Raw genomic sequence first — 11614 nt, forward strand, 5'->3', positions numbered from 1 at the left:
GTGCGGAAATTTATAGGGATTTCGCATGTTGGAATGAAAGCAAATTAGTGAAATGCCTCAAATCCTCTCAAGCACGAACTCCAAAACTTTTCTTGCCGTCTCTATCGCCTCAGCGGCAATCTCCTTGGGGACAGTGTAGTAGCTCGGATATCTAACTTCAACGGCAAAATCCGAGAGGTAGTGAGCGTTCATATCGTAGAGCCTTTCAAAAGAGGGGTCTATCTCCTTGCAGAGTTCAATCAGGTAAGCGATGTCGTGGGTTCTGGGAACTGGTTTGCTTGCCTTCACGAGAAAAGCCTTCAGGAACTCTGAGATCGTCCTCGCCTTTGCTTATCCACCTCTCGTAGCTCATACCCTTATTCCCTCCGAGAGGGCATAGCGGTAGATGTAGCCCGGGTCGTTTTTGAGTCTATCAAGTTTCTCTCTGGATATTATGAGAACGTCAATGGGCATCCCCCTCTTTGCAAGCCTCTTCCTGACCTCCCCGCTGAGGCGGAGGCGCTCCCGCCAGTCGAGGTCTCTCTTGGTAACTATGAGGATGTCCCAGTCGCTGTCCTTTCTAAAATCCCCCCTTGCGCGGGAGCCGAAGAGAATAACCTCCTCTAACCTCACCTCAAGCTCTCTGCAGACCTCGACGACAGTTGTCTTGATGAGTTCTCTTCTATTCATCCCTCAGCCCTCAGGAATAAATTTGAAGAACTGGAAAAAACCCTTTCGCTCAGAGTTTCCCCGCTATCTCCCTTATCTTCCCCGCGAACTCCGTTTTCATCAGCTCGTCAACGTTTCCGATCTTCGCATCGAGCTCCGGGTAAAACGGTATCCCTCCGAGGTAGGGGATTCCGAACCTCTTCGCCAAAGCCTCAACGTCCTTCTCGTCGTCGAGTTGCTCCGAATGGAGTTTCATGTTCTCGACGATCCCAATGACGCTGTGTCCCTCTTCCTTCAGGAGCTCTATGAGCTTCCTTACGACGTTGAGGGCGAGCTTTGATGGTGTCGCGACGACGAGGAACTCGCCGCGCTTGAGGAAGCGGAGGGCATCGAGGAGCTGGTCGCCGAGGCCGGGCGGCATGTCGATGATGAGGTAGTCAAGCTCGTCCCAGCGGGTTATCGTGAGCAGTTCTATGAGAGCATCGCTTATCTCCTTCCCGCGGAGCGGCGTTGGCCTGTCCTCGGTGTAGTAGGCTATCGTCATGAACTTGATTCCGTGAACCGTGTGCGGGACAACGCCCCTGTCCTCCTCTGGGAACTCCTTGGGCTCGAAGCCGAGGATGACGTGGTCGCTGGCCCCGTGGAAGTCGAGGTCCAGCAATCCTACCTTGTAGCCCTTCTCGGCTAGGGCTAATGTGAGGGTAGTTGAAACGAGCGACTTTCCAACTCCACCCTTCCCGCTGACGACGGGAATGATCCTCTTAACGTTCTCAAGTCTCGCGTTTATCGCTATCTCACGCGGGTCTATTCCGGCAATCATGCCTCTCCCTCCTTCTCTATCATTATCCCGGCGACGTAGACGCCCCTGCCCTGGACGACCTCAAAGTCGTGGCTCCCGCACTTTGGGCAGGCCAAAAACGCGTGCACCACCTCGGGAATGAAGTGTATGTCCTCCTTAATGCGCTCGTCGAACTTATCTTTTACTTCCTTGAGCTTCCAGATGTGGCCGCAGTTTCTGCACTTGAAGACGGCCTCTTCCTCCTCGAAGATTATCTCAGCTCCTTCCGCCATTGTTCCTGCGAAGAGCTGCTCCATGGCAAACTTAACGATGTCCTCCGCTACGTCCTGGAGTTCTCCGAGGACAACCTTGACGCCCTTGACGCGCTTTGCCCCCTCCCTCTGGGCGTAGTCGAGAACGGTTCTCACTATGGCATCAGCCAGTGCCCACTCGTGCATGGTATCACCGGAATATGTTGAGGGTGCTACCTTAAAAAGGGTGGAGTTGAAAACCATACGTTGAACTCAACGCTTCAGGTGGTGACCATGGGCGTTGTTCGCTTCGGCGTTTCGGTTCCCGAGGAGCTGCTTGAGAGGTTCGACAGGATCATCGAGGAGAAGGGCTACGTCAACAGGAGCGAGGCCATAAGGGACATGATGCGCGACTTCATAGTCAGGCACGAGTGGGAGGAAGGCGATGCTGAAGTTGCTGGAACCATAACCCTGCTCTACAACCACGACGAGGCCGATGTCGTTAAAGAACTCCTCGACATGCAGCATGACTACCTTGATGAGATAGTTTCGAGCCTCCACGTCCACATGGACGAGCACAACTGCCTCGAGGTCGTTATCGTCCGGGGTAAGGCGAACAGGATAAAGGAGATAGCGGACAGGCTTCTGAGCCTGAAAGGGGTAAAGCACGGCAAGCTCGTGATGACGTGCACGGGAAGGGAGCTGGTCTGAGGTTTGTCCTGAGGCGGATCTTGTTTTCTCCATCTGGATTCTTCCCTGATTGATGTTTGAAACCTACGGTTCATAACACCAAATTCTAGAAATGATTAAAAAGCGTGCTACTTTATCTAGAGATGGTGATACCATGCTCACGCTCAACAGACTCGTCGAAGAGAGGGACGCCGAAGGAATCCTCGAGTACGCGAGGGAGTTCCACGGGCACGTCTGTCCATACCTCGCGCTCGGCATAAGGGCCTCCCTCCTGGCGATGGAGGAACTCGGCGTTGGAAGGCTCGACTACTCCGGCAGCGTTGACGAGAGCATTCTCGCGATAGTCGAGGTGAACAGCTGCTTCACCGACGGCGTGCAAGTTACGACGGGCTGCACCCTCGGGAACAACTCGCTGGTTTACCTCGACCTCGGAAAAACCGCTTTGACTCTCGTGAAGCGCTCGACCTGGGAGGGGGTGAGGGTCTACGCCGACGCGGAGAGGCTGGCCAAGTATTATCCGCCCGGGGCGACGGAGCTCTTCAACAAAGTCGTCAGGGAGAGAAGGGGAACCCATGAGGAGAGGAAGCGTCTCTGGGAGCTCTGGGAGGAGATAGCGAAGGAAATGCTCCACCTGCCGGGGGAGGAGTTCAAGGTCGAGCGCGTTAGAGTGCCACCGATAGAGCAGGCGCCAATATTCGACAGCGCCCGCTGCTCCAGCTGCGGGGAGCTCGTCATGGAGACGAGGGCGGTTTACGTGGATGGGAAACCGTATTGCCTCCGCTGTGCCGGGGAAAGCTATCCCGGCGTGGTTGGCAGGGGAGTAATCGAACTCGGAGGGAGGGATTGAGATGAAGAAACTGCTTTCCCTCTTCCTGATCCTTCTGGTGGTCGCAGTTAGCGGCTGCATAGGGAGCACAAAAACCGCCGAGGCGGGAAAGGGAACCGTGACCGTCACGGACGCCCTTGGGAGAACGGTCGAGGTGCCGGCGAAGGTGACGAAGGTTGTCGCTGCCGGCCCGGGTGCACTGAGGCTCATCGTCTACCTCAACGCGAGCGACATGGTGGTTGGTGTTGAAGACTTCGAGAAGCGCTACAACTTCGGGAGGCCCTACATCATAGCCCACCCCGAACTCAGGAACCTGCCGAGCATAGGACCCGGCGGACCCGGGAAACTTCCAAACTTCGAGGCCCTCATAAAGCTGAAGCCCGACGTGATATTCCTGACCTACGTGGACGGAAAGACGGCAGACGAGATAGAGGAGAAGACCGGAATTCCGGTCGTGGTTCTCAGCTACGGCGAGCTGGCAACCTTCGAGGACGAGGAGCTCTTCAAGTCCCTCAAGCTAGCAGGCAGGATACTCGGAAAGGAGAAGCGGGCGGAGGAGGTCATCAACTTCATCAAATCCGTCCAGGACGACCTCTCAAAGCGCACGGAGGGCGTGGAGCCCAAGAAGGTCTACGTCGGGGGGATAGGCTACAAGGGCGCCCACGGCATAGAGAGCACCGAAGGGGCGTATCCGCCGTTCATAGCGGTTCGCGCAGACAACGTCGCCGACGAACTCGGCAAAGGCCACCACTCGATAGACAAGGAGAAGCTCCTCGAGTGGCAGCCGGACTACATCTTCATCGACGAGGGAGGGCTGAAGCTTGTCCTCGAAGACTACAGGAAGAACCCCGACTTCTACAACTCGCTGGACGCTGTGAAGAACGGCAACGTCTACAGCTTACTCCCGTTCAACTTCTACACCACCAACGTGGGAACGGCCCTGGCAGATGCATACTACATCGGCAAGGTCCTCTACCCGGAGCGCTTCAGCGACGTCGACCCCGCGGAAAAGGCCGACGAGATTTACAAGTTCCTCCTCGGAAAGCCCGTTTACAAGGATATGGCCGAGCAGTTCGGCGGTTTCGGGAAGATAGACCTGGAGAACGGAACCGTTAAGTACTCACTGCCGACCTCCCCGTGATGGCCATGGACTACGAGAGGTACGTGGCGAGAAAGCTCTCCATTGGCCTCTTACTTCTCCTCTTTACCATTCTGGTCAGCCTCTACTCCCTCTCACACGGCTCATACTACATCTCCCTCCGGGAGGTTCTCGGCGCACTCCTTGGAAAGGGGAGCGAGAGCGCCCTCCTAGTTGTCTGGAAGGTCCGCATGCCCCGCATAGTGGCCGGCCTCCTCGTCGGGGCGGCCCTGGCCGTTGCCGGTGCCGTTATGCAGGGCTTCCTGAGGAACCCGCTGGCGACCCCGTTCACGATGGGCGTCTCCCACGGGGCTATGTTCGGCGCCTCCCTGGCCATAATCCTCGGGGCCGGCTACGCCGAGAGCTCTGGGAGGATATCCCTGGACAACCCCTACGCCGTTGTAATCTTCGCCTTCATCGGCGCCATGACCGCTGTCGGGGTAATTCTGATTCTAGCGAGGCTCAAGGGGCTCTCGCCGGAGGCAATAATCCTCGCCGGCGTTGCCATGAGCTCCCTCTTCGTCGCGCTCACCACCTTCGTCCAGTACTTCGCCGACGAGCTCCAGCTGGCGGCGATGGTCTACTGGAGCTTCGGCGACCTAGGGAGGGCCACCTGGAGGGAAGATGGCATAATGCTTCTTGTTTTCACCCCTGTCTTCATCTACTTCGTCATCAAGAGGTGGGACCTCAACGCGTCCGCAATGGGCGAGGAGGTTGCGAAGAGCGTCGGCGTCGACGTCGAGAGGGTTCGCCTGATATCGACCTTCCTCGCGGCGCTGATAACTGCAGTCAGTGTTGCATTCGTCGGGGTTATCGGCTTCATAGGGCTTATAGCCCCGCACGCCATAAGGCTCGTCGCCGGCGGTGACTACCGCTTCCTGATACCGCTCTCCGCCCTGGCCGGTGCGCTCCTGCTCGTGACGGCCGACACGGTTGCGAGACTGATCCTGGCCCCGATGGTTCTCCCGGTCGGAATAGTGACGTCTTTCCTCGGGGCACCGGCGTTCATATACCTCCTCGTGAGGATGGAGGGGAGAAGATGAAGGCCGTGGAGATTCACGGGCTCAGGTTCTCCTACAACGGCGCCGAGGTTCTCAGGGGGATAGACCTCGAGATCGAGGGGGATGAGTTCGTCGCGATACTCGGGCCCAACGGGGCCGGCAAAAGCACCCTCCTGAGGTGTATATCCGGAATCCTGAACTGCGGGGGTGTGAAGGTTTTCGGGAGGCCCATAGGGGACTACACGCGGGATGAGCTGGCGAGGGTAATGGCCTACGTCCCGCAGAGGACGGAGCCGGGCTTCATGACGGTTTTTGACACCGTTCTCCTCGGGAGGAGGCCCTACATGGGGTTGAGGCCTTCGCGAGAGGATATCGAAGCCGTCAGGAGAGCACTCAGAAGAATGGGGATAGAGAGCCTCGCCCTCAAGAACACCAACCGGCTGAGCGGCGGGGAGCTGCAGAAGGTCTGCATAGCCCGGGCACTGGCTCAGGAACCGAGGATTCTCATGATGGACGAGCCCACCAACAACCTCGACATAAGGAGCCAGCTCGAGGTTATGAAGCTCGCGAGGGACTTCTCGCGGGAGGGCAGAACCGCGATAGTGGTCATGCACGACGTTAATCTAGCCCTCCGCTTTGCTAAAAGGTTCATCTTCATGAAGAATGGAGAAATAGTGGCGGACGGCGGGAGGAAGATACTGAAGCCCTCCCTCTTCCGCGAGGTCTACGGGGTAGACGTTGTGATAGAGGAGGTGGGGGGAATCCCCCTCGTCGTGCCCGTTTAGCCTATCCACTCCACCAGCTTTTTAACGGCCTCCCTCAGCCTCTCCTCGTCCTCCTTTGTCGGCATTCCCTTGCTCTCTACGGTGGCAACGTGGTCGAACTTGCTCCTGCTGATGAGGGTCTCTATCTTCTTCGCCGCAACTCCACCCCAGCCGAAGGCGCCAACGATCAGAACCGGCTTTTCGTAGTTGGTTTTGTCGAGTATCTCGTAGAGGGCGTAGCGTATGCGCGGGTGTATCTCGGCCTCGTAAGTGGAGGCGCCTATTACTATCGCTTCGCTGTCCGGAACCTCGCCTAGGATGTCGCTCACCGCTGGGGCCTCCTTGTCCGTGAAGCGGTAAACTACGGGCTTCTTGCCGAGCTTCTTCAGCTCGTCGATAACTATCTGCATCCTCCTCTCGACGAAGCCGTACATGGAGTCATAAACTACGAGGACCTTGTCCTTGGTGGGGACCCCTGCTCCAACGCGCTCGTAGTGCTCAAAGATTCCCCTTGGGTTCTTCCTCCACACGAGACCGTGGCCCGGCAATATCATTTTGGCCTCGTCCACTATGCCGAGCCCCTTGAGCTTCTTGATGTTCTGGACGATGTACTTGTGGTAGTGGCCGATGACCGTGACGATGTACTTCGTCACGTGCGGTAGGTACTCCTTAACGACCTCCTCGTCGCTGTCGTCTATCGCATCTGGAATCCCGTAGCCGCCGCCGGCGTCGCAAGAGAAGATGAGCTTATCCTCAACCACGTAGGTTATCATCGTGTCCGGCCAGTGGAGCCAGGGAACGGTTATGAAGCGGAAGGTCTTGCCCCCTACCTGAATCTCCTCGCCGTCCTTGACGATTTTGAAGTTCTCCACGACTTTATCGCCGTAGAAGCCCTGGAGGAGGTTCCTGGCAAAGGTAGTGCCTATTACCTGAGCTTTGTAGCCGTTCTCCTCGAGGAGCTTTGGCAACGCTCCACTGTGGTCAGGCTCGGTGTGGTGGACTATTATGTGGGTTATCTCCCTTGGATCAACTAGCTTCTTCAGTGCCTCCATGAAGAGGTCGGAGTAGTCCCTCTTGCTGACGTCGAAGAGAACGACTGCACCGTCGAGCTTCATGAGGTAGGCGTTGTAAGTTATGCCCTCCGGGATGTCCCAGGTGGCCTCGAAGTACCTGATCTCATCATCGTCAACGCGGATGATGTACAGTTCAGGATCTGTGAGGAGTTGCTCAACCCTAACGTTGGCCATCTGCATCACCGTAGGAAGTTCGAAGGGATATATAAAAAGGTTTTCACTGGAAAAATTGGGATTCGAAGGAGGAACTCTGGGATGGGAGGTGGAGGGGTAAGGTTATACGCTCTTACGGGATATTATTCAATGGTGGGCACCATGACCTCCCCCTTACCACCCATTCGCTGGTCTCCCCGAAGGAGTGAGCCGCCAAGCGGAGAAGACGCGAAAAAAGCTATAGAGCTTGTGAAAAAAGCCCTTCCGTTCTTCAGGCCTGGAAAGCCCATAGAAAGGCCCGACGGAATAGACGTCCCGGTCCTCTACCTTGACTTCGCGATAGACCGGATGCACTTCAACCCATTAAGCGGGACGCCGCTGCCGAAGGGCTTTCCCGGCCACTTCGAGGGTTTTGAATGCTCCTCCGTTGAGGAGAAAGCCCAGGAAGTCCTGAAAGGGCTGAAAGTTATAGATGCCTGCGAGTTCAGGGAGCCGGAGGACTGTTGGGTCGTGCCCCTGGCATGGAGAAGCTTTATAGTCCTCCACGTCCGCGTGAGCAGGAATGGAGAAGAGCTTGTGCCGGATTACGGCCTTACGGAAGAGGTGAGGAGGCACGGACTGTAGGATCAGGAAATTCGCCAGGAGGGAGTGGTTCTTCCTTTCCCTTCTCTCGCTCTACCTAGTCCTACTTCTCCTCGATCCCTCACTCCTTCATAGGACGCCCGGTTTAATCGACTGGGAAAGCCTCTCGCTTATAACCTCGCTCATAATAGCCTCGAAGGCCCTCGAGCTTTCCGGGGTTTTCGTTCGGCTCTCATCAAGGCTCATCGCCCTCTCGTCCGGCTCCGAGAGGAGGCTGATGCTGATCCTCCTGCCCGTCATAGCGCTAACCTCGGCTCTTATAATGAACGATACGGCCATGCTCGTCTTCATACCGCTGGTGGCCCTCACCTCGGAGCTTTCTGGAATAGACAAGGCCAAAGCCGTTACTCTCTCTGCCATAGCGGCCAACGCCGGTTCAGCTTTAACGCCGATAGGGAACCCGCAGAACGTCATAATCTGGCAGACCTACGGTCTCCCCGTCGGGGCTTTCGTCCGGGCCATGCTTCCATTCGTCCTCCTCTGGCTTCTGCTCCTCCTGGCTTTCGCGCTCTCCTTGAGGGATAGAAGGCTTGAGGTGGGGGAAATCCCGGTGGTCCCTCTCAGAAAGAAAGCCTTCCTCTCGGCCCTGTTGCTGATTGTGGCGGGCGTTATTCTGGCAGAAACTGGAAGGGCGCTCTGGACTCTTCCTCTAACACTCTTTGTCGTGTTAATCTTCTCCCGTGAGGCCCTGCTCGCCTTCGACTGGGTACTGGTTCTCACCTTCGCTTTGATATTCGTCGACTTCGGCGAGGTCTCGTCAATCATAGCTTCCCTTGGCCTGTCCTTTCCCCACGCTGGAGTTTCCCTCCTGCTTGCCTCGTCGCTCCTGAGCCAGGCCGTAAGCAACGTTCCCGCGACTGTTCTTTTCATCGGCTCAAAACCCGAATGGCTCCCGCTGGCGGTTGGTGTGAACGCCGGCGGAACGGGTTTTATAATCGGCTCGCTGGCGAACCTCATAGCGGTCAGAATAGCAGGGATAAGCCTGAAGGACTTTCACAGGATTTCCGTGCCCTATTTTTTGGCCGCGCTGATCCTCGCGGTCCTTCTGCTGTGGTAAGAAAGAGAAGAGAGGTCAGGCGAAGGTAACGCTCCTGTCCTTGAGGGAGCGGTTGAGCAGGTCGGCGTGCTCCAGCGTAACCTGGTACTCCGCTATCTTCTCCAGCTTTATCTCCTTGCCTTCGAGGATTATCTTGTTGAGATAAACTTTCCCCTCGTCGAAGCCGACGGTGTAGACGAAGAGGTCCTTCTTGCTCAAGTACTCCCTGATTTTCTCGTCCTCCAAAGCTTTGGCGAGGCCTCCAGCGGCGAATATCCTGACGTGGACGACGAACGCTCCGGGAACGTCCTTCTCGGCGAACCCCCTGAGGGTCTCGACGAATATCTCCTTGGTCTCCTCTATCGGTGTCTCACCGCCGAACTGGAGGACGGTGACCTGTGGAGCGAAGGCCTTGACGCGCTCCGCTATGTCCTCTTCCCTGCCCTTCTCGGCCAGGAAGTGGTAGGTGACTCCTCCGCTGAGGGTTATGAAGGTCGCCTCGGTGGCGGTGGCTATGCTCGAGCAGATTATGTTCCTGCTGGCAACAACGGCCACCTTGTTGAGTCCGAGGTCGGCAAGGGCCTTTCCGACGAGCCTTCCGGTCAAAGCCCTCAGATAGATCTCCTCCTCAAAGGTGGTCTTCGCCATTTCACATCCCTCCTTTACCCGCCGTGGGGGTTTGTTCTCGTTTATGGCCAGTGATGTTGGGGAATATAACTTTTTCGGTTTCCCTAATGAACTTTTGATAGGCTAATCTAAAATCTCGCCGGAGCAATGGCAAGATAAGTCGAAAATAAAGACAAAATTTTAACATTTTAATTTCTCAGTGGCTTGCTTTGTAGAAAAGATGTCAACAAATAACTCAAATGAGTTCATTTTGGCAATCCCTCATTGGAGTTCGATAGATAAACTTATAAGGTTCGAAAACGAGAAAAAGATGAGGTGATTGTAATGCTCAGTGAAAAAATGCTTAAGGCACTCAACGAGCAGCTCAACAAGGAGCTTTTCTCGGCGTACTTCTACTTCGGTATAGCGGCCTACTTCAGGGACAAGAGCCTAGACGGTTTCGCCAGCTGGATGGAGGCCCAAGCGGAGGAGGAACTCGGGCACGCGCTCAGGTTCTACGACTACATCTTCGACCGCGGTGGAAAGGTCGAGCTTGAGAGGATAGAGAAGCCGAAGGGGGAATTTGAGAGTCCGCTCAAGGCCTTCGAGGCCGTTTACCTCCACGAGGTCGGCATTACCCAGTCGATATTCAAGCTGGTCGACCTGGCGAAGGAGGAGAACGACCACGCGACCTACAACTTCCTCCAGTGGTTCGTGGAGGAGCAGGTCGAGGAGGAAGCTACAACTAAGGCCATCGTCGACAAGCTCAAGATAATCGGCGACAGCCCGCAGGGAATCTTCATGCTCGACAGGGAGCTCGGAGCGAGAAGTGCTCAGCTCAGATCCTTCCTGAACCCCAAGGCCTGATTTCCTACTTTTCACCTTTTCCACTCTTTCTGTATACATCCTGGGACCGAAGGGAACCGCTGGTACGCGGGGACAAGCTGAAAAACTCTCAAGTCCTTACCCAAACGTGTGTAACGCTGACAACTATCTGGGCAAAGCTTTTAAGTCCCTTAGGGCAACCTAAGCCGGAGGTGTTGAAAGATGACGATCAAAGCTCCCACGCTCAACATAGGCGGTCTCGGTGCCGACCCGCTCACCCAGAGGATAAACGAGAAGCAGGCGAAGTGGAAGTACAAGATAGCCGTCCTCAGCGGTAAGGGCGGCGTTGGGAAGAGTACCGTCGCGGTCAACATCGCGGCGGCCCTGGCTAAGAAGGGCTACTTCGTTGGAATCCTGGATGCGGACATACACGGCCCGAACGTCGCCAAGATGCTCGGCGTTGAGAAGGCTGACGTTCTAGCCGAGAAGATGGAGGACGGCAGGTTCGAGATGATACCGCCGATGAACGACTTCCTCGGACAGGTCACCCCGATAAAGGTCATGAGCATGGGGTTCCTAGTTCCGGAGGACCAGCCGATAATCTGGCGTGGCTCTCTCGTCACCAAGGCAATAAAGCAGCTCCTCGGAGACGTCAAGTGGGGAGAGCTCGACTTCATGATAATCGATTTCCCGCCCGGGACCGGCGACGAGATACTCACAGTCACCCAGAGTCTTCAGCTCGACGCCGCTGTGATAGTCACCACCCCGCAGGAGGTAGCGCTGCTCGACACCGGGAAGGCCGTCAACATGATGAAGAAGATGGAAGTGCCCTACATAGCGGTAGTCGAGAACATGAGCTACCTCATCTGCCCGCACTGCGGCAACGAGATAGACATCTTCGGCAAGGGCGGCGGAAGGAAGCTCGCCGAGAAGGAGGGCGTCGACTTCCTCGGTGAGATACCGATAGACCTCAAGGCGAGGGAAGCGAGCGACGCAGGAATCCCGATAGTCCTCTATGAGGACACTGTGTCTGCCAAGGCCTTCATGGAGATCGTCGACAGGCTCGTGGAGAAGCTGGAGGAGATGAAGGGCGGGGAGAGCTCGGAGTGAGCCTTCGAATTTCTCCTCTTTTTCGCACGCTAAGCGTTGCATTAACTTTTTAACGACTTCCTCCCAGTGGCTC

Annotated in this window: 15 protein-coding genes; 9 read left to right on the forward strand and 6 right to left on the reverse strand. The window is 56.2% G+C overall.

Annotated features, from left to right (window positions below):
• Positions 1-57 precede the first annotated feature (57 nt).
• Genes ACZ5AM_RS01940 through hypA form a run of 4 tightly spaced genes read right to left on the reverse strand, consistent with a single transcriptional unit; the run spans position 58 to position 1884 of the window.
• Positions 58-288: a HEPN domain-containing protein gene (locus ACZ5AM_RS01940; protein WP_464915272.1), complete on the reverse strand. Its 231-nt coding sequence runs from the start codon at positions 286-288 to the stop codon at positions 58-60.
• A 60-nt stretch (positions 289-348) separates the two neighbouring features.
• A complete protein-coding gene (locus ACZ5AM_RS01945) occupies positions 349-669 on the reverse strand; it encodes a nucleotidyltransferase domain-containing protein (protein ID WP_464915273.1) in 321 nt (106 codons plus the stop codon).
• A gap of 49 nt (positions 670-718) precedes the next feature.
• Complete coding sequence (locus ACZ5AM_RS01950) at positions 719-1468, reverse strand: Mrp/NBP35 family ATP-binding protein (protein WP_464915274.1); 750 nt, start codon at positions 1466-1468, stop codon at positions 719-721.
• The gene (gene hypA, locus ACZ5AM_RS01955) at positions 1465-1884 is read right to left on the reverse strand and encodes a hydrogenase nickel incorporation protein HypA (protein ID WP_464915275.1); all 420 of its coding nucleotides are present in this window, start codon (positions 1882-1884) and stop codon (positions 1465-1467) included. The genes ACZ5AM_RS01950 and hypA overlap by 4 nt, the downstream gene beginning before the upstream one ends.
• An 87-nt stretch (positions 1885-1971) precedes the next feature.
• Here hypA and nikR point away from each other — a divergent pair, with 87 nt between their 5' ends.
• From nikR to ACZ5AM_RS01980, 5 genes are all read left to right on the forward strand, one after another.
• Positions 1972-2388: a nickel-responsive transcriptional regulator NikR gene (gene nikR / locus ACZ5AM_RS01960; RefSeq protein WP_464915276.1), complete on the forward strand. Its 417-nt coding sequence runs from the start codon at positions 1972-1974 to the stop codon at positions 2386-2388.
• Between the two features lie 133 nt (positions 2389-2521).
• Positions 2522-3214 carry an FmdE family protein gene (locus ACZ5AM_RS01965; protein ID WP_464915277.1) on the forward strand — a complete coding sequence of 231 codons (693 nt, stop codon included), beginning with the start codon at positions 2522-2524 and terminating at the stop codon, positions 3212-3214.
• Between the two features lies 1 nt (position 3215).
• A complete protein-coding gene (locus tag ACZ5AM_RS01970) occupies positions 3216-4334 on the forward strand; it encodes an iron ABC transporter substrate-binding protein (protein ID WP_464915278.1) in 1119 nt (372 codons plus the stop codon).
• Positions 4335-4339: 5 nt separating this feature from the next.
• Positions 4340-5374, forward strand: a complete 1035-nt coding sequence (locus ACZ5AM_RS01975) for a FecCD family ABC transporter permease (RefSeq protein ID WP_464915885.1) — start codon at positions 4340-4342, stop codon at positions 5372-5374.
• A complete protein-coding gene (locus tag ACZ5AM_RS01980; protein WP_464915279.1) occupies positions 5371-6117 on the forward strand; it encodes an ABC transporter ATP-binding protein in 747 nt (248 codons plus the stop codon). The genes ACZ5AM_RS01975 and ACZ5AM_RS01980 overlap by 4 nt, the downstream gene beginning before the upstream one ends.
• Here the strand turns inward: ACZ5AM_RS01980 and ACZ5AM_RS01985 are convergent.
• Complete coding sequence (locus ACZ5AM_RS01985; protein ID WP_464915886.1) at positions 6114-7343, reverse strand: FprA family A-type flavoprotein; 1230 nt, start codon at positions 7341-7343, stop codon at positions 6114-6116. The genes ACZ5AM_RS01980 and ACZ5AM_RS01985 overlap by 4 nt on opposite strands.
• A gap of 228 nt (positions 7344-7571) precedes the next feature.
• On the opposite strand from ACZ5AM_RS01985, the gene ACZ5AM_RS01990 reads away from it, so the two are divergent.
• Together ACZ5AM_RS01990 and ACZ5AM_RS01995 are read left to right on the forward strand one after the other, a co-directional pair.
• Entirely contained in the window at positions 7572-7946 is a 375-nt protein-coding gene (locus ACZ5AM_RS01990) for a hypothetical protein (RefSeq protein WP_464915280.1), read from the forward strand.
• 1 nt (position 7947) lies between these two features.
• Positions 7948-9021, forward strand: coding sequence for an SLC13 family permease (locus ACZ5AM_RS01995; RefSeq protein ID WP_464915887.1), 1074 nt, complete (start codon positions 7948-7950; stop codon positions 9019-9021).
• 15 nt (positions 9022-9036) lie between these two features.
• On the opposite strand, the gene ACZ5AM_RS02000 is transcribed toward ACZ5AM_RS01995, so the two are convergent.
• The gene (locus ACZ5AM_RS02000; RefSeq protein ID WP_464915281.1) at positions 9037-9648 is read right to left on the reverse strand and encodes a hypothetical protein; all 612 of its coding nucleotides are present in this window, start codon (positions 9646-9648) and stop codon (positions 9037-9039) included.
• 303 nt (positions 9649-9951) lie between these two features.
• Between ACZ5AM_RS02000 and ACZ5AM_RS02005 the strand changes: the two genes are divergently transcribed.
• Both ACZ5AM_RS02005 and ACZ5AM_RS02010 read left to right on the forward strand, forming a co-directional pair.
• Positions 9952-10473: a ferritin gene (locus ACZ5AM_RS02005; protein ID WP_464915282.1), complete on the forward strand. Its 522-nt coding sequence runs from the start codon at positions 9952-9954 to the stop codon at positions 10471-10473.
• A 180-nt stretch (positions 10474-10653) separates the two neighbouring features.
• Complete coding sequence (locus ACZ5AM_RS02010; protein WP_464915283.1) at positions 10654-11541, forward strand: Mrp/NBP35 family ATP-binding protein; 888 nt, start codon at positions 10654-10656, stop codon at positions 11539-11541.
• Positions 11542-11614: the final 73 nt, after the last annotated feature.

The organism is Thermococcus fumicolans, assembly GCF_055386755.1.